This is a genomic window from Streptococcus sanguinis (assembly GCF_050234405.1).
Lineage (GTDB): Bacteria > Bacillota > Bacilli > Lactobacillales > Streptococcaceae > Streptococcus > Streptococcus sanguinis_W.
In genome coordinates, this window is the sequence record NZ_CP092117.1 from 1,823,719 (window position 1) to 1,848,007 (window position 24,289).

The following is a 24,289-nucleotide window of genomic DNA, read 5'->3' on the forward strand; positions in this document are numbered from 1 at the left end:
ACTTAAATTCCTTTTTTGTATTGAATTGGGCCGTATTTTCCAGTAATTTTCTTGAGCACACGGCGTTCACGCGCCCGATTGATCTGAGTCTTGATAGAGTCGTGCTCGACCAGTGGTTTAACCAAAATCGAACGAATTCCGGCCCGATGAGCAGCTCGAATATCCGTCATGAGCTGATCGCCCACCATGACCACTTCCTTTTTTTCAAAATGAAAAAGCTTGAGCGCCCGATCAATGCCCCAAGTGAAGGGTTTCATGGCCCAGTAGACATAGTCAATGTCAAACTTTTCAACAGCTCGCTTGACCCGTTTTTGGTTATTATTGGACACCACGATTATCCGAATACCCGCGTCCCGCAAATCATGGAGCCACTTCTTCATCTCTGGGGTCCCATCAGGATTATTCCAAGCAATCAGGGTATTATCCAAATCCACCAAAACCGCTTTGATCCCCTGTCTTTTCAAACTCTCTACTGTCAAATCGTAAACTGCCTCAACCGCAAAGTCCGGCATATAATCTTCAATCGCCACATCTCTCTCCAAAAATTCGTATTCTCATTATTATAGCATAAAATAGGCTTTTTGGCACTTACAGCCTCAAGTGTTACAAAAAGGAAAAAAGATGATATTATAGTGGTGATAGTATAAATGTTCTGGAGGTTTGTATGGCAGAAAAAAACAGGCAGATGCAAGCTGTTTCCCCTCTTTTGCAAAAGATTATCAACTGGTCGTCCGCCATTGGTGCTCTAGGAACGGTGGCTTTTTGTCTTTGGGCATATTTCGCAGGTATTCTCCAGTCCAAGGAAACTCTCTCAGCCTTTATCCAGCAGGCAGGTATCTGGGGTCCACCCCTCTTTATCTTCCTGCAGATTCTACAGACGGTAGTGCCCATTATCCCTGGCGCCCTGACCTCTGTCGCTGGCGTTTTCATCTACGGCCATATCATCGGCACCATTTATAACTATATCGGTATCGTCATTGGCTGCGCTATTATATTTTACCTAGCTCGTACCTACGGTCCGGCTTTTGTCCAGTCTGTCGTCAGCAAGAGTACTTATGATAAATATATCGGCTGGCTGGATAAGGGCAACCGCTTTGAGCGCTTCTTTATTTTCATGATGATTTGGCCCATCAGTCCAGCCGACTTTCTCTGCATGCTGGCGGCCCTGACCAAGATGACTTTCAAAAAGTACATGTTGATTATCCTTCTCTGCAAGCCTATCACTCTCGTCATCTATACCTACGGATTGACCTATATCATTGATTTTTTCTGGAAAATGGTCTCCAAATAAAAAGAAGTTGATTGAAGAGTCAACTCCTTTTTTAATTATCCTTTTTGTCTCCCATATATAATGATTCAACTAAGAGAGTCTGCAGGACTTTTTCTTTTTTTGCAGCCATAAATCTTTAAGGAAATGAGCAAAACAGCTATTAAAATCATAACAATCCCTACCAGATCAACGACATAAAAACGCTAATTCATCAGAAAAAGCAAAGAAGATCGTTGAAATAGGATCAATGGAAGCTAGAAGACTGGATTTGACAGGACCTATCAGGGAAGTACCCTTTAAAAAGACCGTGTAGGAAAAGATGTTCCCTTTCAAAACTTTTGACATTCCAAACCTCTTTCTATATCTTTGCTTATTACAGCACAAACCATAAAGAAAAATCAGCCAGTTTTGACTGATTTTCGTCTCATGATTAAGCAAAGATTTTATTCTGGCGATACCAAAATCTTGATCTGCGCCTTGTCCTGAGTCAGCTCGATAAAGCCTTCTTGCACAATATCCTCTAGCTTAATCTTCTTGGTCACAAGCTTGTCAGCAGAGAAATACCCCTGCTCCATCAGTTCCAGTACCTTAGGGAAAATATGCCGATAGGCGATAATACCCTTGAGCGTTTTTTCTTGAATGGCAAATTCATTAGGGTTGATGCTGGCTTCTCGTTCCCAGATAGAAACCACCATACATTCTCCAGCCTTGTGGACAGCAGCCAAAGCTTGTCCCAGCACAACCGGCACCCCGGTCACTTCATAAGATACATCTGCCCCGCCACCAGTTAAACGCTGAATAGCAGCTACCACATCTTCGCCTTCTTCTGGTCGCACAATGATGGCCCCAAGCTCCTCTGCCTTGGCTTGGCGTTCTGGAGATAATTCAACTCCATAAATCTTAGAGGCACCGGCTGCCCGCAAAGCCTCAATAATCAAGAGTCCGATTGGTCCCAATCCAAATACAACTGCTGTATCGCCCGTCTTGAGAGCCGACTGACGAACTGCATAAACAGCCACAGCAGCAGGTTCTGTCAAGGCTGCCTGCTCATAGCTAAGACTGTCTGGAACTTTGTGAACAATGTCTCCGTCCAAAACACAGTATTTGGCAAAACCACCGTCTGCCGCCAGACCAACAAAGTTTAGATTAGGGTCCAGATTATAATCACCGACAAGATTATGCTTAGCTAAAATAGGCTCTACTGTCACCCGATCGCCAACCTTGACCCGTGTCACAGCACTGCCGACCTCAACAATTTCCCCAGCAAACTCATGTCCCAAAGTTACAGGCGCTTTCTGGCCAGAGTAGACATGCTCTGTTTCCGTCGGAATAAAAATCGGTCCGTCCAAATATTCATGCAAGTCGGTTCCACAGATTCCTGTATACTTGACCGCAATCTTAACCTGATGCGGTTGGACTTCCGGTACATCCACTTCTTCAATACGGACATCTTTAGCGCCATACCAACGCGCAGCATTCATTTTTGCCATAAACATACCTCGCTTTATAATTTGTTAGCTTTATTGTAAACCCTTTCAGAAATCTTGTCAAAAGATTAACTACATTTTCAAAAAATAGCATACAAAAAACCAGCATCAGCTGGTCTTAGACTTATTCTGCAATTCTAGCCGTGTAAAAAGGCAGAAGGAACAGGAAGCTAATACAAAGAATCAGGAGAATCACACGGAGCCATCCGCCAAATAGAAGCGCAACCACTAAAGTTACCAAATAAACGGAAAAATTAGTAAAATTAGTTTCAATCAGCAAGGTTTGTCCTGCTTTAACTGTCACTGGCTTGGTTTTCATAGGAGCAGATCCCGCACGGACTTCTGCTTCATTGGCTGCGATTGGAAAAACAACCTCTTCTCCGTTTTTGATTGCGCCAACTTTCTGACCATCGATAAAGACTGGAAACTTCCCAATAATCCCTACAAAACCTGTCTCGCGTTTGATTTTAATTTCTGACATAAAAGACTCCTTTGTTTTTTCTATTATTTTAACATAACTAATGGCTAAATAAAAGATAGAAAACCAGCCTCTCGACTGGTTTTCTACTTATTTCTATAGTTTCTCCAACTCTTCATTGAGCAGTTTTTGTGCTACTTGTGGGTTGGCTTGGCCCTTGGTTGCCTTCATGAGCTGGCCGATTAGGGACTTAGCCGCATTCTTGTTGCCGCCCTTATAGTCATTGATGGCTTTTTCATTGTTGGCAAATACTTCTTGGATGATTGGAAGAAGCTGGGCAGGGTCTGAGATTTGAATCAGGCCTGCTTTCTGTACATATTCTTTAGCAGAACCGCCATTTTTGGCCAGATGAACAAAGACCTTCTTAGCAATCTTAGAGGAGATCGTTCCGTCTGCAATCAGAGCAATCATCTCAGTCAGATTCTCAGGTGTCAGCTCAATATCAGAGATAGTCTTGCCTTCGGCATTGAGGTATTGAGCCACTTCTCCTTGGAGCCAGTTAGAGACAGCCTTGGCGTCAGCGCCTGCCGCAACAGCTGCTTCAAAGAAGTCTGACACAGCCTTGGTCGCGGTCAGCTGCTTGGCATCGTAGTCAGACAGACCGTAGTCGCCCACATACTTAGCCCGGCGCTCTTTTGGAAAGGCAGGCAGACTACTGCGTACTTGCTCAATCCAAGCATCCTCAATCTCAAAGATTGGCAGATCAGGCTCTGGGAAGTAACGGTAGTCCGCTGAACCTTCCTTAACCCGCATGAGCAGAGTTTCGCCAGTTGCTTCGTCATAACGACGGGTTTCCTGACGGATTTGACCACCACTGCGCAGGATTTCAGCCTGGCGTTTTTCCTCAAATGCCAGACCCTTACGGACAAAGTTGAAGGAGTTAAGGTTTTTCAGCTCAGTCTTAGTACCAAACTCTTCCTGTCCGTAAGGACGGATAGAAATATTGGCGTCCACCCGCATGGAGCCCTCTTCCATCTTGACATCCGAAATACCCGTGTACTGGATGATTTCCTTGAGGGCAGTCAGATAGGCATAAGCTTCTTCTGGACTGCGCATATCTGCTTCCGATACAATCTCAATCAGCGGCACCCCTTGACGGTTGAGGTCCACATAAGAGTAACCATCGCTGCCATGGGTATTCTTTCCGGCATCTTCTTCCAAGTGGGCCCGCTCGATACGGATTTTCTTGGTCGTGCCATCTTCTAGCTCAATCTCAATCCAGCCATTGTAGCCAATCGGCTCATCAAACTGAGAAATTTGATAGGCTTTTGGATTGTCCGGATAAAAGTAATTCTTGCGGTCAAAGTGCATCTTCTGGTGAATATCCATGTTCAAAGCCAGAGCAGCCTTGATACCATAGTCAATAACACCCTTGTTCATAACAGGCAAAACACCTGGGAAGGACCAGTCAATGATATTGGTGTTGGCATTTGGATCTTCACCGAAGTGAGCTGGAGCCGGTGAGAAAATTTTTGAATTGGTCTTCAATTCAACATGGACTTCCAGTCCGATAACTGTTTCAAAGTTCATTATTTTTCACCTCCAAAGATAACTGGCTGCTGTTTGTGGTAGTCAGTCGTCGCTTCAAATGCTGCGGCTGCCTGATAGATGGTCGCTTCATCGAAGTGGTTACCAATCAGTTGCAAGCCGACAGGAAGACCATCTGCAAAGCCAGCTGGGATTGAAATGCCCGGCAGGCCAGCCAGATTGACTGGAATAGTCAACAGGTCAGCCAGATACATGGCCACTGGATCTTGGTTTTGACTGCCCAAGTCATAAGCTACAGTTGGTGCAGTTGGACCTAAGATCAAGTCGTATTTTTCAAAAACCTTGGCAAAATCCTGCATAATCAGGGTACGAACCTGACCAGCTTTCTTGAAGTAGGCATCGTAGTAACCAGATGACAAACTGAAAGTTCCCAGCATGATGCGGCGTTTCACCTCTTCACCAAAGCCTTCACTGCGAGATTTGACATAGACATCTTCTAGATTTTCAATGCCTTCTGCGCGATAGCCATAGCGAATACCGTCAAAACGCTGCAGGTTAGAGCTGGCTTCAGAAGAAGCAATAATATAGTAGACTGCTACGCCGTACTTGCTGTGGGGCAGGCTGACTTCTTCAACGATAGCGCCTAGACTTTCCAAGTGCTTCGCCGCTGCCAGAATCGTTTCCTTGACCTTGCTGTCAATTCCCTCACCCATGTATTCCTTAGGCAAGGCAATCTTCATGCCCTTAATGTCTTGGCCAATCTTGCTGGTAAAGTCTGGCACTGCTTCTTGTGATGATGTAGAATCCTTAGGATCATTACCAGAAATAACATTCAAGAGCTGGGCATTTTCCTTAACTGTCTGAGAGAAAGGCCCAATCTGGTCTAAGGAAGAACCAAAAGCAATGAGCCCAAAACGGGAAACCCGACCGTAGGTTGGCTTGAGACCGACTACACCGTTAAAGGAAGCCGGCTGACGAATAGAACCACCCGTATCTGAACCCAGTGACAGACGAACCTGACCTGAGGCAACAGCTGTCGCTGAACCACCAGATGAGCCACCAGGAACCTTGCTGCTGTCCCAAGCATTCTTAGTCGTCTTAAAGTAAGAATTTTCGCTGGATCCACCCATGGCAAACTCATCCATGTTGGTCTTCCCAACGATAATCATATCCTTGCCGTAAAGCTTCTCCACGCTAGTCGCATCGAAAATCGGCTTGTAATTGTAGAGTATCTTGGAAGCAGCCGTCGTCAACATTCCCTTGGTTGAGATATTATCCTTGACTGCCAGCGGAATGCCGCTCATAAGATTGTCCGCATCAATGCCCTTGGCGTCTAGAGCCGCAGCCTGAGCTAAAGCCTCCTCTTCGCTGACAGTAATGAAGCTATCCACAGCTGCTTCGCGTTCTTTGATGTCCGCCAGAGTTGCCTGAGTTAGCTCTACCGCAGAAATTTCTTTCTTGACCAGCAAATCATGCAGCTCTTCAATGGTCTTGTGATTAAAAGTCATTAGGCATCTCCTCCGTCATCTAGGATGGCAGGCACTTTGATGTAGCCCCGCTCTTTTTCAGGTACATTTTGGAAAAGCTCTTCCCGGTTCCAGCCTGGCTGAGCCACATCTTCTCGCATATAGTTGATATTGGCAGCTACATTAGAAGTGAAAGGCACCCCTTCCGTGTCCACTTCATTGAGCAATTCGACCATGTCAACAATCTTGGTTAAGGTCGTCGCAAATTCAGCTGTTTCTTCTGGTGAGAAAGCCAATTTTGACAGCTTAGCAACATGACTTACTTCTTCTTGAGTAATCTTCATCTCTGATTCCTTTCATAAGATATGTGAGCTTTAGCGACTGAAAATAAGAATTTCTAGATGATATCTTTATTTCCATGCTTCAGCTCACCTTTACTTTGACAAGCTAGGGACGCTCATTTATTTGCCATCCGCTAGCTCTTTTCTTCAGCTTCTTCCTGCCATTCTTCAGGAATTCGCATCATTTCATTTTACCATATTTCAGGCTAATTCTTCAATTCCAAATGCAGTTCTTTGAGCTGTCTTTGGTCAACCAAACTCGGACTTTCCAGCATAGGATCAAAGCCAGTACCATTTTTCGGAAAAGCGATGACTTGGCGGATATTTTCTTCCCCAGCCAAAATCATAACTAAACGATCTAAGCCCAGAGCCAAACCGCCGTGTGGTGGAAAGCCGTATTCTAAGGCTTCTAGGAAGAAACCAAAGTCCCGCTCATAGTCTTCCTTACTCATGCCCAGCAGCTCAAACATAGCTTCCTGAGCCTTCCGGTCATGAATCCGGAGGCTCCCTCCGCCAATCTCATAGCCGTTTAAGACGATGTCGTAAGCGTGGCTTCGGAATTGACCAGGCTCCTGTCCCTCTTCAAAGATTCCCTGTGTGAAAGGATGGTGCATGGCTTGATAGCGGTTTTGGTCTTCATTCCACTCCAGCAGCGGCCAATCCACAACCCAAAGAAAATGAAGCAAACTCGGATCAATCAAATCCAAAGCATTTGCGACTTCTATGCGCAAATGTCCCAAAGCTTCCTGAGCCCGACGCTTCTTGGCCATGACTAGCAGGATGAGGTCTCCATCCTTGGCCTCAAAACGTGCTAGTAAATCCTGACTCTCAGCCTCAAAGGTGCTAGCCAAATCTCCAACCAACTGACCATTTTCAACCTTTAGACTAGCAAAACGACTGCAGCAAAATTCCTTCATTTCCTGATAGTAATGACTCAGTTGTTTCTTGCTAAAAGCACTAGCCGCATCTGGCACACAGATTCCCATCACTTCCTCTTGGTTATCCAGGGCTTTCTTGATGAGAAGCGATTCATTTGCTTGGCACAAATCCGTCAAACTCTTTAGCTCTAAATCAAAGCGTGTATCTGGCTTATCAGAACCAAAGCGGCTCATAGCCTCTTCATAGCTGATAGTCGGAAAATCTTCTGTTAGCTCTAAACCATGAGTTTTCTTGACAACAGACTTGAGCATAGCTTCAACCAGAGCTCGGATTTCTTCTTCGTTAGCAAAACTCAGCTCTAAGTCCACCTGAGTAAACTCTGGCTGACGATCGCCTCGCAGGTCTTCGTCACGGAAGCATCGAACAATCTGATAATAGCGCTCAAGGCCAGCTCCCATCAGCAACTGCTTGAGTATCTGTGGGCTCTGCGGCAAGGCATAGAATTGATTTTTATAGACCCGACTAGGAACTAAAAAGTCTCTAGCCCCTTCAGGAGTTGACTTGGTCAGATAAGGCGTCTCCACTTCCAAAAAGTCCAAACCGTTCAAATATTCCCGAATGGTTGAGGTGACCTGATGACGAAGTTTGAGGTTCTGTGTCATCTTCTCACGGCGCAAGTCCAGGTAGCGGTATTTCTGACGCAGGTCTTCCCCTGTATGGGCATGCTGGTCAAGCTCAAAAGGCAGGGCCTTGCTGCTAGCAATAACCTCAATCTTCTCTGCCCTCAGCTCAATCTGACCAGACTTGATGGACTTATTGACAAAACGCTCTTCCCGCTGAACCACTTGCCCCGTCACTGCAATGATATCCTCTTTGCCAATGTCTTCCAGCTTAGCAAAATCTTCAATCTCACCGCCAACGAAGACCTGAAGCAAGCCCTCGCGGTCCCGCAACTCAATAAAGGCTAGTTTGCCGTGATTGCGGATATTGGCCACCCAGCCAGTCGCGGTCATGGTCTGTCCGACTTGCTCTAAACCATAGTTTCCGATAAAAAATTTTTTCATGTTCTTTCCCTCTCAAATCAATTTGTAGCTCCGCCCTGTTGTTCAGGATATTAACAGCTCTTTCCCATTACATCAGCTTCACTTGTCCTACTGCAAAATAAAAAGCTTCCGTCTCTAAAACAGACGAAAGCCGTGGTACCACTGTTATTCGCCGCCCTAAAAAGCAGCCTCTGAGCTCGTAACGTGAGCAACGTTTGTGCTTGATCACACAAAAGATTACGAAACATGTTCTTCGGTTTTTGCTTTCTTGGTACTGCTCTCAGCTATCAGCACTCTCTGTGCAAGTCAGCAAGCCTACTCTGCTTCTCTTTTACTTTTAAATTGTATCTATTATAGTCGAACCCAGAACATTTTGCAAGTGGTTTAAGGCAAATTTGTGATTTTCCTCTGACAGAGAAGCCACAGCTGGCTCTACCACCTGAATCTGATAACCAAGATTATAGGCATCAATCGCTGTATGCAAGACGCAAATATCCGTCAAGACTCCTGTCAAAATGACCGTATCTACCTTTCTTTCTCGCAATCGAATATCTAAATCTGTACCGGAAAAAGCAGAATAATGACGCTTATCCATCCAAAAGATCCGAGAGTCTGCTTGATGCTTCTCATAAAAATCAGCCAAAGGACCATAAAGATTGCGACCGCTAGTCCCTTTAATGTTATGAGGCGGGAACAGCTTGCTCTCAGGGTGAAAGGCATCATTCTCATCATGAGCATCAATAGCAAAGAAGATATAATCTCCTCGCTCAAAAGCCGCCTTTGTTACTTGAGCAATGGCTTCAGAAATCGCCTGAGCTGGCGCTCCTGCTGTCAACTTGCCCTCATCTGCGACAAAATCAACTGTATAATCAATGGAAATCAGTGCTTTAGCCATTAGTAGTCCCTCTTTTTAATTTCATCAAAGACATCCGGAATCAGGACTTTCAGATAAGTTCCCTTCATTCCCAGTGAGCGGCTTTCAATAATCCCAGCACTTTCCAGCTTGCGCAAGGCATTAACAATCACTGAGCGGGTAATCCCAATACGGTCAGCAATAACAGATGCAGTCAGCTGGCCTTCATTGCCATTCAGCTCGCCCAAAATTGCTGAAACAGCTCTCAGTTCTGAGTAAGACAGAGTATTGACTGCCATGGTCACTGCCGTCCGGCGGCGGATATTTTTCTCATCTTCTTCTCGCTGGAAGTTAAGCAGCTGGATACCAACCACTGTACTGGCAATCTCAACCAAAATCAGATCATCGTCCGCAAATTCCTTGTCATTGCGCCAGATAATCAATGAGCCCAAACGAATCCCTGAAACATGAATGGGAGCAATGGTAGTCAGGCCATCTGGAAAATCATCCTTGGTCTCTACCGGAAAAATTGTCAAATCATGCGTCACCGGCAGATTAGCCTCCGTTTCATAAACCAGATTGGCTTCTTGGACGTACTCCTCTGGGAAATTCTTATCTTGGAAAAAAGCTTCTACACGGTCATTATTGGTCTTATAGCGCATGAAATAGCCTAGAAGACGTCCCTTGCTATTGATAATGCAGGCATTGCAGTGGATAATATCAGCCAACTGACGCGTAATAGCATTATAGGGCAAATCTTCCTGCATCTGCTCTTCCGAGCGCTTCAGAATAGACGTAATTTTTCGTGTTTTTTCTAGTAAATCTGCCATATTTTTACCTCATATTTATTAGCTTCATTGTAACATAAAAGCAGTGAAATTTCAATAATTATCTGAAAATTTTTTATTGAAAAACAATTACATACAATTCTATAAAATAAAGAATTTTTCAAGTATATGACTTGATATATCAAGTTATATTAAACAAAAAACAGTCAAGAATTTGACTGTTTTTGATTGCTTTTGTTCTTTCTAATCAAGAGAACGTTTCTTGTAGAACAATTTCATAGCCATGAGCAGAAGCATTTGGCCTGCTAGAAGAAGCCAAGAAGAGTTTTCTCCTGTCTTAGGCAAGGCATGACCTGAAGCAGCTGTCTGCTTATGATTTACAGGGCCAGCACTTCCAGCATCTCCAGTAGTTCCAAGAGCTGTATGCTGAGGATCTCCTACTTGTCCAGTAAGCGGAGAGCGAGCGAAGCGCTCCTCTGTGTGAGCCAAAACAGACTGATAATAGCGAATATCTTCTTCCTTATTTTGCTCAGCATATGTTTGAGCTAGCAAGTCGTATGTCGCCTTAGCTTGTGCTTGAACCGCAGTTAAAACTGCTACTTTTGCTTCTTGATCTGTTTGAGCTGTAAGAGCTGCTTGGTAAGCAGCCTGAGCTGCGGCTAGTTTGGTTTTAGCTTGTTCCAAGTTTTCTTCTGCATTTTCAAGATTTGACAATGACTCTTTAGCCATTTGCAAAGCTGCTTCAGCATCTGTAACAGCTTTTTCAAGAGTAGTCTTTCTTTCTTTTGCTGCATTCAAAGCTGCGTCTAGCTGAGCCAACTTATCTGATTCAGTTTTTAGAGCTTCTTGAGCTGCAGCAACTGTCGCTTGAACAGCAGTCAGAGATTCTTGGGCCTGAGTTAATTTGTCCGCTTTAGTCTTGTCATCTAAGTTTGAGTTTTGCAGGGCTGCTTGTGCTGCTGCCAAAGCCGCTTGATCAGCTGCCAACTTCTCTTGAGCTGCAGCAAGAGCTGCTTGAGCCTGAGCAGTTGCTGACTCACCTGCTTGAGCTTGTGCCTGAGCCAGTTGCTGGTTGGCTTGCTCTAGAGCTGCAGCCTTCCGATTGTAAGTAGTCTGAGCAACTCCCTTAGATGCCAGAGCCAATTGATTAGCCTTGAAGGCAGCGTCATAGGCAGTTTGAGCCTTAGCTACTTCCTGCGGATCTACTTTTGCTGTTGCAGCTTTGCCTGTAATCGGGCTGGCATTGAAGTTCTTTTTGCTGGCATATTTGACCTGATCTTCTGACACCATGGTAAAATGAGCCATAGTGATGTCGCTTTCCATTGAGAAATCAACACCCAGATAGTTTTTCTGGCGACCAGTATTGAGACCAGAGATAGAGGTAGCATGCAGCCATTCATAGCCATTAAACATGAATTCAACAACAGAATCATAGATTCGTCTCTTCATTTCAGCCACACTCATTTGGCCAGCTTTTTCTCTCCAAATATAAGCGTTTTCATAATACTGGAGACCTTTGCTCTCTTGCTCAGCACTTGTGGTCATTAAACCATATTCACGCGCTACGCGGTTAATTGCTTTAGCATCGTGATGGTATTTCTCCATCAAATCCCAGTTCCAGTTGTCTTTGCGGTATTCTGTTGCCACCTTATCAGCGAAATCAATTGATGACGGTGTCACAACTACTTCACCTGTTCCCATCTGAGTACGCAGTTGGTTGATGAGTTCTGAAGCAAACTGTGAAAGTTCCTGACGAACATTCTGTGGAATATTGTTGGTATCAATCAAAGCTTTGCTATCTGTAGGATCTGCTACATAACGATTGAGAGCCTTAGCACTGGCATTAAGTGCAGCCAGTCTATTTTGAATCTCATTAGTTTTTTGCTCTGATAAATTTGGTACGATTAGCTCTCTCAAGGCTGCAATGTATTCCGGAGTCATTGACACGCGGTTTTTATTGCTAGAAGCTTCAGCAGTAATTTTTCCAGCTTGAGCCTTTTGCAAAGCCTGTTGAGCTTGGTTCAGATCTGACTGAGTCTTCTCAGCCGCAGCAGTTTTTTCCTGCAAGTTCTTTTGAGAAGCATCACGAGCCGTCTTAGCCTGAGTCTGGTTGGTCTGAGCTTTTGCAACCTCAGCTTGCTTCTGACTGTCAGTCTGACGAGCTGTAGCTACTTTTGCTTGCGCTTTTTCAACAGCAGACTGGTCAGCTGCCACCTTGTCTTGGGCTGCTTGAGCATTTTTTTCTGCTTTAGCTGTAGCGTCCCCACTTAGGTTGGCCTGAGCTTCCTTCACGTCGTTTTGAGCTTTAGCAAGGCGTCCTTCTTGAGTTTTCGCTTGCTCTTGAGCTTCTTTAATCTTGGCTGCTTGAGCATCACGCTCAGCTTCAGCCGTCTTAGTTGCTTGGTCAGCTTTAGCCAGTTCTGACTTGTTGCTGTCCACTTGAGCTTTTTGATTGCTCTCTTCTTGCTTAGCTGTTTCAATAGCTTCCGGACCAGCTTTATCAGCTGCCTCCTGTGCCCGGTTAACTTCAGCTTGTGCTTGCTCGACCTGACTTTGAGCCGCAGCAGTATTTGCTTGAGCTTGAGCCAAATCAGCTTTCCCTTGTGCAACATTGCTGTCGGCTTCTTGTACAAGAGCCTGAGCAGCATCTACCTGTTCTTTCGAAACAGATTCATCCTTTTGTGTGTTTTCTGCCTGTGGTTGGCTTTGACTAACGGGCGCATCAGAATAAGACTGATTATCAACTAATTGATCAGCCTGAACTCCTTCTGCGAGCACCAAAGACAATGCCGCTGCACTGACAGAAAAAGCACTAAGTGTCTTTTTCATTGTCAATATAATCTCCTCCACTTTTTCATCATTGTTAAAAACATTGACAAACACATTCTATCATGTTTGTCTTCTGGAAGGAAGACGCTAACACATTTTTTTAAGCATTTTTGGACAGATACATAAAAAATGTTGGACAAATTCCTAAAAAATGTCGGTAAAGCCGCCTATAATTTTTACTAATCGATCTCAAATTCGTTTTCCAGAGCATCTTGATTTTTATTTTTTCAATTCAAAGACAGGCATAAGACTAAAAAATATGTAAGATTGATAAGAAAAAGGCCGGAATATTTTCCAGCCTTTTTGTAACATCCGCTTATTAACGGCGATATTGGCGCAAGAAGCGCGTCATTTTTTCTTGGATTTGAGCTAGCTCATCTACTCGAGGCAGATAAACGATTCGGAAATGATCTGGGTCCTTCCAGTTAAAGCCTCGTCCATGGACGAGAAGGACTTTTTCCTGCTTGAGGAAATTGAGCACAAACTGCTCATCATCGTCAATGCGATACATATTCCGGTCAATTTTCGGGAAAATATAGAGACCAGCTTTAGGTTTTACAGCTGATAGCCCCGAGATGTCCTGAATAGCCTGATAGATGAAATTACGCTGCTCATAGATACGGCCACCTGGCAAAAGCAGTTCATCCACAGATTGATGACCGCCAAGTGAGGTTTGGACGACTTGCTGAGCCAAGACATTGGAGCACAGGCGCATGTTGGAGAGCATGTTTAACCCTTCGATATAACCCTTAACATGGTGCTTAGGTCCAGATAGTACCATCCAGCCAACACGGAAGCCTGCGATTCGGTGCGACTTAGAAAGACCATTCATACTGACACAGAAGATATCAGGAGCCAGACTAGCCACAGACGTATGGACATTGCCGTCCATCACCATGCGGTCGTAAATTTCATCTGCAAAAATAATGAGATTGTTCTGGCGAGCAATTTCCACAATCTCCAGCAGCAGTTCCTTAGGATAAAGTGCTCCCGTTGGATTGTTAGGGTTAATGATAATGATAGCCTTGGTATTAGATGTGATTTTTGACTTGATATCGTCAATATCTGGATACCATTCTGCCTGCTCATCACAAACATAGTGAACAGCATTCCCACCAGCCAGACTGACTGCAGCCGTCCAGAGTGGATAGTCTGGCATTGGTACCAGCACCTCGTCCCCGTCATCCAGCAAGCCCTGCATGGACATGACAATCAGCTCACTGACACCATTTCCCAGATAAATGTCATCAATATCTACATTAGGAAAATTCTTAAGCTGGCAATACTGCATGATAGCCTTACGGGCTGAAAAAATTCCCTTGGAGTCAGAGTAGCCCTCACTGTCACGCGCATTCATAATCAAATCATGAATGACCTCATCCGGAGCGGTAAAACCAAATTCAGCCGGATTTCCTGTATTGAGGCGGAGAATCTTTTCACCGTTGGCCCGCATGCGCATGGCTTCATCCAAAACTGGACCGCGAATATCATAGGCAACATGTTCTAGCTTGCTGGACTTGTCAAATTCTTTCATTCTTATTTTTCCTCTATTCATCAGAATGTTATCATTATACCACCAGAAAAAGCGATTGACAACAAAAAAATAAGCTCACTTTTCATGCGATTATGAAGCGATTTATAAGATAAAGAGCACTATTCCTTTTCTAACCCCTCAAAGTAAAGGAATCTTTTTCTGCTTGCAATTTTCTGACAGCATTTCCATTTTATCTTTACTTTTTTTCTGAAAAGGGTTACAATAGAAACAAGAAAATAGTTGCAAATCACTCGGACGTTATGGACTGATTGATTTTTGGTCAGCCCAATCATTCTGTGAATGATGCGACGTCCTTTGCCGACCATTTTAGAGGAGGTAGCTCTATGACTCAGAAATATGAAAACATTATGGTTGCTGTGGATGGTTCTCATGAATCCGAACTAGCTTTTGAAAAAGGTGTTAACGTAGCTCTCAGAAACGGCTCTCGTCTGACCATCGCCCACGTCATTGATACCCGAGCTTTGCAAAGTGTCTCAACCTTTGATGCAGATGTCTACGAGGACTTGCAGGAAGATGCCAAAAAGCTGACAGCTGAGTTGAAAGAAAAGGCTCAAAAATCCGGTATCAAGTATGTTGACATTGTCATTGAGATGGGCAATCCCAAGACTCTCTTGGCTACAGATATCCCAGAAGAGCATAAGGTAGATCTAATCATGGTCGGTGCTACCGGCCTCAATGCCTTTGAACGGCTGCTAGTCGGCTCTTCCTCCGAATATATCTTGCGCCACGCCAAGGTTGACTTGCTGGTGGTCAGAGACCCAGAAAAAACTTTATAAAAACTAGAGCAGATGACTGCTCTAGTTTTCTTCTTTCTGCTCTAAGGTACGCTGGTAGGCCTGAATCTGTCGTTCCAGTTCTTCTTTGATAGCTCCTTCGGGCGCGTATTTTTCTTCCCAGTCTTCTGGTTTGAGAATTTTATGGGTAACGGGGTCAAAGTGAGCCTTCCCGTCTGGGAAAATTTTGCCCATATTAGCCCGATGGACAATATCGAACAGCTGCTCTGGATCTACTCCCATCAGGACAAAGCTGCCATAAGTGAAGTATAGAGTATCAATCAAGGCATCTACCTGACCGACTAGAGAAACCTCAGCCTGACTCTTAGAGCGAACCTTGTCAGCAGCCTTGTCAAGCGCTTGATGGAGATAGGCTACAGAACTGTTAAAGTCTTCCTCTGAGTTACTAGCTGCTCGCAGAAACTCAACCAACTCTTCTAGCTTAAAGCCTGCACGATAGCGAGCGTCCTGAGGCGACCAGGCAATCGGCTCTTCCTGAGTACTTTCATCCATGACACTATGGAACTCTTTAACCTTATTAAAGTGATGGTCGCTGCTGGTAAAGACCTTTTCCCTCGCTAGGATGCCAAAATGCTCCAGAGCCTTGTGAATCCCATCTTGACTATTGCTGCTAGTCGTATGCTTGGCCACTTCCTTGACTGAGCTGGTTCCATTTCCCATAGCAATGGACAGACCAACTCCCGATAGCATTTCCAAGTCATTGTCAGAGTCACCGAAGGCCATGACCTGATGAATGTCAAAACCATATTCCTTGCCGACTCGGCGAATCCCCTCTAGCTTAGATGTATCTTTATTGATAATATCAACCGCATAGGGGCTGCTGCGGGTAAATTTCAAATCAGGAAAGTCTGCTTCAATCTTACGGCTTTCTTCTGGGCTGGCTAAAATCAAAGCTTGATAAATCGGCTCCTGAATCAGCTGCAGGAGATCCTTTTCATGCTGGGGCAAGGCCTTGCTGATGACCTTATTAAATCCATGACTGACTGTTCGAGCCATTCGCTTAGGGATGAAGCGGCTAGTCCACTGGGAGAAAGGGCTCATACCGAAGGACATAATCTTGGAGCCCAGCATAGCCTCAGCCGTTCCCAAGGAAATCTCTTTCCGATGCTTCTTAGCATAGGCGATTAAATCCCGTAAACTCTGCTTGTCAATGGGACTGGCAGAAATCACTCTGTCTCTTGAAAAAATGTACTGGCCATTATAGGTCACAGCAAAGTCTAAGTCCAATTGCTCCATAAAAGGTTTGACAAAGAAAGGACCACGGCCTGTTGCCAAACCGACTAATATTCCTTGCTCCTTTAAACTCTGAATAGCCTTTTCTGTAGATTTCAAAACCGTTCGACTGTCATTGACCAGTGTCCCATCGATATCGAAAAAGACGGCCTTTACTTCCATTGATTTTCTCATTCTTTCCTTTTATGATACAATAAATTATAACACAAAAATGACATACAATCACATGAATTGCAGAAAAGAAAAGCTGGAGTAATATCTATGCAATAGGATTGAAAACTCTATGAAAACAGAATGTAAGTTTTCGAATCTGCATCATGACTACAAGGAGAAAAAGGATTTATGACAAAGAAAATCTTGGTCCTGCACACAGGAGGAACCATTTCCATGCAGGCTGACGGCTCTGGGGCTGTCGTCACCAATGCTGATAACCCTATGAACCATGTGACAATTCCGCTTAAGGGGATTGAGACGGAAGTCATTGACTTTTTTAATATTCCCAGTCCTCATATCACGCCTCAGCACATGCTCAAGCTCTACCAGAAAATCAAAGCCAGTGCTGACCAATTTGACGGAGTAGTCATTACTCATGGGACAGATACTTTAGAAGAGACAGCTTACTTTCTAGATACTATGCAGCTGCCGAAAATTCCGGTCATTCTGACTGGAGCTATGCGCAGTTCCAATGAGCTGGGGAGCGACGGAGTCTATAACTACCTGACAGCCCTGCGGGTAGCTAGTGATAAAAAAGCTAGTGATAAAGGCGTGCTTGTCGTGATGAATGACGAGGCACATGCTGCCAAGTATGTAACCAAGACCCACACGACCAATGTCAGCACCTTCCAGACGCCGACTCACGGACCGCTTGGCTTGATTATGAAGCAGGAAATTCTCTATTTTAAGACAGCAGAGCCTCGGGTCCGCTTTGACTTGAACAGCATTTCTGGTCTGGTGCCCATCATTCCAGCTTATGCGGGTATGAAGACAGAGTTGCTAGACATGCTGGATTTAGACAAGATAGACGGCCTCATCATTGAGGCATTCGGTGCTGGCAACCTCCCCAAGGAAGTAGCTGACAAACTGGCTGATATGATAGCAGTCGGACTGCCAATCGCTCTTGTCTCTCGCTGCTTTAACGGGATTGCTGAGCCAGTCTATGCTTATGAAGGAGGCGGTGTTCAACTGCACCAGGCTGGTATTTTCTTCGTCAAGGAGCTCAATGCTCAAAAAGCCAGAATCAAACTGCTCATCGCCCTGAATGCTGGACTCAAAGACCAAGAACTACGAGATTATATGGAAGGCTGAGAGAAAAAGTCCTTATTTACTTTCTTTAAATCAAAAAGTGCTAAGGTTGCTTAGCACTTTTTTGACTCTTTCATATTCTAACATTGGGAAAACTTCATTGAATCGCTGGACTTAGAAGATAACCTCAAACAGAGACTCTAAAATTTCAAAAATATAATCACTTACCATAGGTCACCTCTATTTTCTGAGCTTTCTTAAATGTCTTTGGATAGTGGACTTTGATTGCAACTTTCATAGCTTTTACCTCGCTTATCATTCATTCTTTAAGAGCAAAAACGAAACTCTTGGAGTGTCTAGCTTCAAGTTTGGTGTCTAATCTTTTTGTTCTTACTTGGATATAAGGATACAGCCCTAAACTTAAGAATCTCTTATAGATTTCTTAGGGAAAGCTTATAGTCAACGAAATCCGGCAGCAATCCTTATCTACTATTTGAAACGAACAAGTCTTTTCAATCAAATACAAAAAAACTTCACCGATTGGGTGAAGCTTGTGATTTGTTAGGAGATTTATGATGAAAAAATTCTAAATTATTCTTATTCTTTGAGTGGCTCATACCTCGCAGGTCTTCTAGTCTTCAAGCTTTGGTTACCAGATTTTAAGGGATGTTTACTTTGTCATTGGTCCTACCTCTTTCTTTGATTTGACAATAGTATAATCCCTCAAACTTAAAGCCTACTTATAAATAACTTGCAGGAAACTTAATCCAAAGAACTCTTAATCTAGGTAATCTCGCTTGTCCAAATGAAGAGCAATCAAGTGCCAACTAGGATCTGTCCGCCAGTTCGGATCAGCTGTAATCTGACTGGCAACCTTTCTGGCTTCTTCTAAAATCGGATAATCTTCCACGATGTCTGCCACTTGAAACTCAGGAATACCAGACTGCCGAGTGCCAAAGATTTCTCCAGATCCTCGCATTTTCAGATCCTCCTCAGCCAGCAGGAAACCATCGGTCGTCTCAGTCATGATTTTCATGCGTCGCTTGCCCGACTCCGTCTTAGGATTGGCAACCAAGACGGCATAAGATTGCTTGCTCCCTCGGCCGACGCGGCCTCTTAGCTGATGAAGCTGGCTGAGTCCAAAGCGGTCCGCATCCATGATGACCATCACCGTAGCATTTGGGACATTGACTCCGACCTCAATGACTGTGGTAGAGACCAGAATATCAGTCCGTCCTTCCTTGAAGTCCTGCATAATCGCCTCTTTTTCCTCGCTCTTCATCTTGCCATGAAGCAGAGCCACTTGGGCCTGCTGACCAAAATAGGCTGTCAGTTCTTCTTCTAGGGCAATGGCATTCTTAAGATCCAGCGCCTCAGATTCCTCAATCAAGGGAGAGATAAAGTAGACCTGAGCGCCCTTGTGGAGCTCTTTTTTCAGCCAGTCCAGGACGACTTCCAGCTGCTCATGCTTGACCCAGCGAGTGATGATAGGCTTGCGTCCTGCCGGCATCTGGTCAATAATGGAGACATCCATATCACCAAAAGCTGTAATAGCAAGGGTTCTGGGAATTGGTGTCGCCGTCATCATGAGGACATCAGGATTGTCTCCCTTTTCCCGTAAAATCCGGCGCTGCTCCACCCCAAAGCGATGCTGCTCGTCAATAATGACCAAGCCCAATGCATGGTAACGGACTGCTTCCTGAATCAAGGCATGGGTTCCGACAATCATGTCCACCTGACCGTTTTCAATCGCTGCCAAGGTTTCCCTGCGCTCAGCTGCTTTCATCCCACCAGTTAGCAGGGCCAGCTTCAATTCTGGAAAAAGCTGAGCTAGACTGTCAAAATGCTGCTCAGCCAAAATTTCTGTTGGAACCATCAGAGCTGACTGAAAGCCAGCTGTATAAACAGCATACATAGCTAGACCAGCGACTACTGTCTTTCCGCTTCCCACATCGCCCTGCAGCAGGCGATTCATGTGGCCAGGCGACCGCAAATCCTGCAAAATCTCTGCCAGACTGCGCTCCTGAGCCGAAGTCAGCTCAAAAGGTAAGCTCTTCTTTTTCTCGGCTACAGCATCCGACTGCCAATCAATCTTCAATCCATTGCTGACAGCCTTGCTTTCTCTCTTTAAGACCTGCAGCTGCATTTGGAAATAAAAGAGTTCTTCAAATTTAACCCGCCGAAGAGCCTGCTTGTAATCTGCTAAATCTTTAGGAAAATGCATGGCCCGCACAGCCTCCACTCTGCTCACTAGCTGGTAGCGTTCCAGTAGGAGCTGGGGCAGATTTTCCTCTAAGAGCAAGTCTAATCCTTGGTCAAAGGCAGTCTTAATCAGCTTGACCAAACTAGCCTGACTAATTCCCTGAGCCAGCCGATAGACAGGCTGCAAGTCGTCCTCTACCTGAGCCAGAAGTTTCATGCCAGTCAGACTAGCCTTGGCTTTATCCCACTTGCCAAAGACGGCTATATTAGCTCCCACTTCAATCTTGTCTGCCAGATAAGGCTGGTTAAAGAAATTAACTGCCAGAGCGACTTCCCCTTGCTTGATGGTAAAGCGCAGGCGGTTGCGTTTGTAGCCATAATACTGGACATTAGCCGGGGTTACGACCTGACCAGAAACAACCGCCTTTTCTCCATCCTCCAAGTCTAGGACATTCTTACTCTTAAAATCCTCATAACGAAAAGGAAAATAAAGCAGCAAATCCTGCAAGGTCTCTAGACCCAGCTTGGCAAATTTTTCTGCTGATTTCGGTCCCACACCAGGCAGAACCGTCAAAGGTTGGTGTAAATTCATAATTCCTCTTTCAGTTCTGATACTGCTGCGGTGCTAATATCGCAGACAGGGGGCCAAGCTAGAACATTATCAAATACTTCAAGCGGTTCCCTGCATTAATCTTCTTAGTCTTTATAGACCCTCGGTACACGGTCGCTAATCAGGCAAACCACCTCATAGTTAATGGTGCCACGTTTTTCTGCCACATCTGTCGCCGTAATGGTCTCCGCACCGCTATTTCCAATCAACACAACCGACGTGCCAAGGGGATAAGCCTGAGGCAGACGCACTGTAATCTGGTCCATGGAAACGCGGCCAACAATAGGGCAACGCTGACCATCAATCAAGACATCAAAGCCCTGCATATCCCGTGTCCAGCCATCCGCATAACCCAAAGGAATGGTGCCAATCCACTCCTGAGACTGGCTAGTGTAGGTGGCTCCATAGCCAACATCTGCTCCAGCCTCTACTTCCTTGACATGTACCAATTCTGAGACCAGCGACAGAGCTGGCTTGAATTCGTAAGGAAGTTCCAAGACTCTTCCGCTAGGGTTGAGACCATAGATGATATCCCCCAGCCGAACCGCATTTAAAACAGTCTCGCTATGCCAGAGAGAGGTGGCAGAATTACTAGCGTGAACCAGAGGAGGAACACTGTCCAGCTCAGATAAGATCTGATGAAAACGAGTCAGCTGGGCTTCAAACTTATGGTGCTCCGCTTCATCTGCCGTTGCAAAGTGGGTAAAAATTCCCTCCGCGACAGCCCCAGCAGCCTGCAAGCGATGGATTGCCTCCTGAGCTTCCTGACTATCTCGAAAACCAATCCGCCCCATACCAGAGTCAATCTTGATATGAAAGTTCAATCCAGTCAAGTCTTCTTCAGCAGTTAAAGCTAGATCCAACCATTCTAAACTGGCTACGGTCAGAGACACCTTTCCCTTTCTAGCCAGCGGAAGCGCAGCCAGATCTGATACTCCAAGCGCCAGAATTTTTTTGCCAATGCCAGCTGAACGCAGCTCCAAGGCTTCATCGATATTAGACACACAAAAGCCATCTACGAGGGGCTCAATATGCCTAGAAACCTCAATAGCTCCGTGGCCATAAGCATTGGCCTTGACAACGGCCCACTTCTCTGTCGTCTGAGGCAGATGGGCACTCAATTGTCTAATATTAAAATCAATGGCAGCTAAATCAATCACTGCCTTGCTGGGTCTATGCAGACTAGCTTTCATCATTTTCCTCCAAAATAACGCTGGCTGTAACTAGGCCAGCAGCATGGCTGAGCGAAATCCAAACCTTGCCAGTAAAAGGTGACCGGCTGAAATAAGGCGCTCCCAGACGGTCATTTAAAATCTCTAAGTCCTGAAACCTGAGTTTACCGATACCGGTTCCCCAAGCTTTAGAAAAAGCCTCCTTGGCAGCCCAACGACCAGCTAGAAATTCTATTTTCCGTTTGCCAGATAACTCCTCAAAACGAGAAAGCTCCGCCTCTGTCAAGACCTTCTTTGCAAAGCGGGCATTTTTCAGATAGGCTCGCTCAATGGCAGCCAGTTCTTCTATGTCAATTCCGTGTCCTTTTATCATATCATTCTCTGGAAAGGCGACAAAACTCAGCTGGGCAGCCAGCTGAGTTCGTCTTCACCCGACAGTTAGTCCTCTTTACAGGTCAAGACTGTCCCTTTCAATTTTCCTTATTTATCTAAAGTGTTGTAAATTTCTTCAATAAGCTGAACAGTATTGTCCCAGCCTAGGCAAGGGTCAGTGATAGATTTACCAAAGGCTTCTGGCTCATTTTGCCGGCCGTCTTCCAGATAAGACTCAATCATAAAACCACGAACCGCTCTCTTAATCTTTTCGTTCCAATCCCGATTAAGCAAGGTCTGACGCACAATCCTAATCTGTTCCAGGTACTGCTTGCCAGAGTTATCGTGATTAGTATCGATGACGATGAAAGGATTCTCCAAGCCCATCTTTTCATAGTAGGAAATGGCATCCAGCATATTTTCATAGTAGAAATTTGGAATATTTTTACCATATTCATTGGTTGCCCCACGCAGAATAACGTGAGCCAACGGATTTCCAGAGGTTTCTACTTCCTGGCCATGAAAAAGGAAAGTCTGCTTATTTTGTGCCGCATAGACAGCGTTAAACATAACTCCCAGATTGCCAGAAGTTGGATTTTTCATGCCGACCGGGGCGTCAATACCTGACGCCACAAAGCGGTGCTCCTGGTCTTCAACTGAGCGGGCACCCACAGCATGATAGCTTACCAAATCGTCTACCAGCACAAGATTGGACGGATAGAGCATCTCATCAGCCGTCGTCAGACCAGTCTCTGTAATGACACGGTAGTGTAGCTGACGAACTGCCTGCAAACCATTGATAAGACTTGGCGCTTTAGATGTATCCGGCTGGTGAACCAAGCCCTTATAGCCATCCCCATTGGTCCGCGGCTTGGCAGTATAGACCCGCATGACGATAAAAATCTTATCCGCGACCTTCTTCTGCAGCTCTGACAAACGGCGGGCATACTCCAGCACAGCCTCTTCATTGTCCGATGAGCAAGGACCGATAACCAAGAGAATACGCTCGTCTTCCCCACTGAGAATCTCAGCTAGTTCTTGATCTCGCTTATTTTTATGAGCCAAGGCCTGACCAGTCAGTCTGGTTCTGGACTTAATCTGCTCAATGTCAATCTTCTGACCTTTTTCAATAAATGCCATACTATTTTCCTAATGTATCATAAATTTCACGAACCAGCTGTTCTGTATTTGCCCAACCCAGACAAGGATCAGTAATGGACTTGCCAAAGACTTCTGGTTCGTCCTGACGACCGTCTTCCAGATAAGACTCAATCATAAAGCCACGCACTGTAGCCTTAATCTTTTCATTCCAGTCCCGGTTAATCAGAGTCTGGCGAACGATACGGACCTGCTCCAGATACTGCTTACCAGAGTTATCATGATTGGTATCAATGATGATAAAGGGATTTTCTAAGCCCATTTTTTCATACTGGGCAATGGTATCCAGTAGGTTATCATAATAGTAATTGGGAATATTCTTGCCGTATTCATTGAGGGCACCGCGTAAGATGGCATGTGCCAAGGGATTGCCAGACGTTTCGACTTCCTTACCAGCGAATAGGAAACTCTGCTTGTTCTGAGCTGCATAGATGCCGTTAAACATGACATTGAGATTACCAGAAGTCGGATTTTTCAAGCCAGTTGGCAGGTCAGCCCCACTAGCCACAAAGCGGTGCTGCTGGTCTTCGACCGACCGAGCTCCCACAGCCATGTAAGAAATCAAATCATCTACCAGAGGCAGATTTTCTGGATAGAGCATCTCATCAGCTGTGGTCATGCCTGTCTCAGAAATAACCCGATAGTGCAGATTACGGACTGCCTTAATGCCGTTAATCAGACTAGGAGCGGCAGTCGCATTGGGCTGATGAATAAGCCCTTTGTAGCCATCTCCGTTCGTCCGAGGCTTGGCAGTATAAACCCGCATGACCATGAAAATGCGGTCTTTTACTTCTTCTTGGAGAGCAGATAGACGCTTGGCATACTCTAGCACCGCTTCTTCGTTATCTGAAGAGCAGGGACCGATAACCAAGAGAATGCGGTCATCTTGACCACGCAGAATTGCTTCCAACTCTCGGTCACGCTTTTCCTTGCGAGCCAACATGTCGCCTTCTAGCTTAGCAAGTTGGCGAACTTCTGCCACATCAATGGGTTGACTAGTTGCTTTAAAGGTCATCTATTCTCCTTCTT

At 45.1% G+C, this 24,289-nt stretch carries 20 protein-coding genes and 1 pseudogene; 3 read left to right on the forward strand and 18 right to left on the reverse strand.

The window, feature by feature from the left end; all coding sequences use genetic code 11:
* Positions 1-2: 2 nt before the first annotated feature.
* On the reverse strand, positions 3-530 hold the full coding sequence (locus MFP28_RS08865; RefSeq protein ID WP_032916039.1) for a YqeG family HAD IIIA-type phosphatase: 528 nt from the start codon (positions 528-530) through the stop codon (positions 3-5).
* A 134-nt stretch (positions 531-664) separates the two neighbouring features.
* On the opposite strand from MFP28_RS08865, the gene MFP28_RS08870 reads away from it, so the two are divergent.
* On the forward strand, positions 665-1,291 hold the full coding sequence (locus MFP28_RS08870) for a TVP38/TMEM64 family protein (RefSeq protein WP_002907112.1): 627 nt from the start codon (positions 665-667) through the stop codon (positions 1,289-1,291).
* Positions 1,292-1,356: 65 nt separating this feature from the next.
* Here the strand turns inward: MFP28_RS08870 and MFP28_RS08875 are convergent.
* The 11 genes and pseudogenes from MFP28_RS08875 to MFP28_RS08925 form a co-directional block, all read right to left on the reverse strand.
* Positions 1,357-1,606 (reverse strand): annotated as a pseudogene (locus MFP28_RS08875) (EamA family transporter); the annotation flags it as partial.
* A gap of 107 nt (positions 1,607-1,713) precedes the next feature.
* The gene (locus MFP28_RS08880; protein WP_032916040.1) at positions 1,714-2,760 is read right to left on the reverse strand and encodes a 2,3-butanediol dehydrogenase; all 1,047 of its coding nucleotides are present in this window, start codon (positions 2,758-2,760) and stop codon (positions 1,714-1,716) included.
* 121 nt (positions 2,761-2,881) lie between these two features.
* Entirely contained in the window at positions 2,882-3,238 is a 357-nt protein-coding gene (locus MFP28_RS08885; protein ID WP_002907115.1) for a hypothetical protein, read from the reverse strand.
* Between the two features lie 93 nt (positions 3,239-3,331).
* Positions 3,332-4,765: an Asp-tRNA(Asn)/Glu-tRNA(Gln) amidotransferase subunit GatB gene (gatB, locus tag MFP28_RS08890; protein ID WP_002907116.1), complete on the reverse strand. Its 1,434-nt coding sequence runs from the start codon at positions 4,763-4,765 to the stop codon at positions 3,332-3,334.
* Entirely contained in the window at positions 4,765-6,231 is a 1,467-nt protein-coding gene (gene gatA, locus MFP28_RS08895; protein WP_002907117.1) for an Asp-tRNA(Asn)/Glu-tRNA(Gln) amidotransferase subunit GatA, read from the reverse strand. Before gatA ends, gatB begins: the two co-directional genes overlap by 1 nt.
* On the reverse strand, positions 6,231-6,533 hold the full coding sequence (gatC, locus tag MFP28_RS08900) for an Asp-tRNA(Asn)/Glu-tRNA(Gln) amidotransferase subunit GatC (RefSeq protein ID WP_002896305.1): 303 nt from the start codon (positions 6,531-6,533) through the stop codon (positions 6,231-6,233). The genes gatA and gatC overlap by 1 nt, the downstream gene beginning before the upstream one ends.
* A gap of 203 nt (positions 6,534-6,736) precedes the next feature.
* Positions 6,737-8,473, reverse strand: coding sequence for an aspartate--tRNA ligase (aspS, locus tag MFP28_RS08905; protein WP_002907118.1), 1,737 nt, complete (start codon positions 8,471-8,473; stop codon positions 6,737-6,739).
* 316 nt (positions 8,474-8,789) lie between these two features.
* A complete protein-coding gene (locus MFP28_RS08910; protein ID WP_002907119.1) occupies positions 8,790-9,347 on the reverse strand; it encodes a cysteine hydrolase family protein in 558 nt (185 codons plus the stop codon).
* Complete coding sequence (gene codY, locus MFP28_RS08915; protein ID WP_002896308.1) at positions 9,347-10,135, reverse strand: GTP-sensing pleiotropic transcriptional regulator CodY; 789 nt, start codon at positions 10,133-10,135, stop codon at positions 9,347-9,349. The genes MFP28_RS08910 and codY overlap by 1 nt, the downstream gene beginning before the upstream one ends.
* Before the next feature lie 201 nt (positions 10,136-10,336).
* Entirely contained in the window at positions 10,337-12,922 is a 2,586-nt protein-coding gene (locus MFP28_RS08920; RefSeq protein WP_080556473.1) for an SEC10/PgrA surface exclusion domain-containing protein, read from the reverse strand.
* A gap of 319 nt (positions 12,923-13,241) precedes the next feature.
* Positions 13,242-14,456: a pyridoxal phosphate-dependent aminotransferase gene (locus MFP28_RS08925; protein WP_032916043.1), complete on the reverse strand. Its 1,215-nt coding sequence runs from the start codon at positions 14,454-14,456 to the stop codon at positions 13,242-13,244.
* Between the two features lie 344 nt (positions 14,457-14,800).
* Between MFP28_RS08925 and MFP28_RS08930 the strand changes: the two genes are divergently transcribed.
* A complete protein-coding gene (locus tag MFP28_RS08930) occupies positions 14,801-15,253 on the forward strand; it encodes a universal stress protein (protein ID WP_002896311.1) in 453 nt (150 codons plus the stop codon).
* Positions 15,254-15,274: 21 nt separating this feature from the next.
* Here MFP28_RS08930 and MFP28_RS08935 read toward each other — a convergent pair whose 3' ends face one another.
* Entirely contained in the window at positions 15,275-16,666 is a 1,392-nt protein-coding gene (locus MFP28_RS08935) for a Cof-type HAD-IIB family hydrolase (protein ID WP_032916046.1), read from the reverse strand.
* A gap of 180 nt (positions 16,667-16,846) precedes the next feature.
* Here MFP28_RS08935 and MFP28_RS08940 point away from each other — a divergent pair, with 180 nt between their 5' ends.
* Complete coding sequence (locus tag MFP28_RS08940) at positions 16,847-17,809, forward strand: asparaginase (protein WP_002907125.1); 963 nt, start codon at positions 16,847-16,849, stop codon at positions 17,807-17,809.
* Between the two features lie 715 nt (positions 17,810-18,524).
* Here MFP28_RS08940 and recG read toward each other — a convergent pair.
* The 5 genes from recG to MFP28_RS08965 all read right to left on the reverse strand — a co-directional run bounded on the left by recG (position 18,525) and on the right by MFP28_RS08965 (position 24,275).
* Positions 18,525-20,540, reverse strand: a complete 2,016-nt coding sequence (gene recG, locus MFP28_RS08945) for an ATP-dependent DNA helicase RecG (protein WP_002907126.1) — start codon at positions 20,538-20,540, stop codon at positions 18,525-18,527.
* Between the two features lie 104 nt (positions 20,541-20,644).
* Positions 20,645-21,751, reverse strand: a complete 1,107-nt coding sequence (gene alr, locus MFP28_RS08950; protein ID WP_032916049.1) for an alanine racemase — start codon at positions 21,749-21,751, stop codon at positions 20,645-20,647.
* Complete coding sequence (gene acpS, locus MFP28_RS08955; protein ID WP_002907128.1) at positions 21,741-22,103, reverse strand: holo-ACP synthase; 363 nt, start codon at positions 22,101-22,103, stop codon at positions 21,741-21,743. Before acpS ends, alr begins: the two co-directional genes overlap by 11 nt.
* A gap of 107 nt (positions 22,104-22,210) precedes the next feature.
* Positions 22,211-23,242, reverse strand: coding sequence for a 3-deoxy-7-phosphoheptulonate synthase (locus MFP28_RS08960; protein ID WP_002907129.1), 1,032 nt, complete (start codon positions 23,240-23,242; stop codon positions 22,211-22,213).
* A gap of 1 nt (position 23,243) precedes the next feature.
* Positions 23,244-24,275 carry a 3-deoxy-7-phosphoheptulonate synthase gene (locus tag MFP28_RS08965; protein WP_002901054.1) on the reverse strand — a complete coding sequence of 344 codons (1,032 nt, stop codon included), beginning with the start codon at positions 24,273-24,275 and terminating at the stop codon, positions 23,244-23,246.
* Positions 24,276-24,289: the final 14 nt, after the last annotated feature.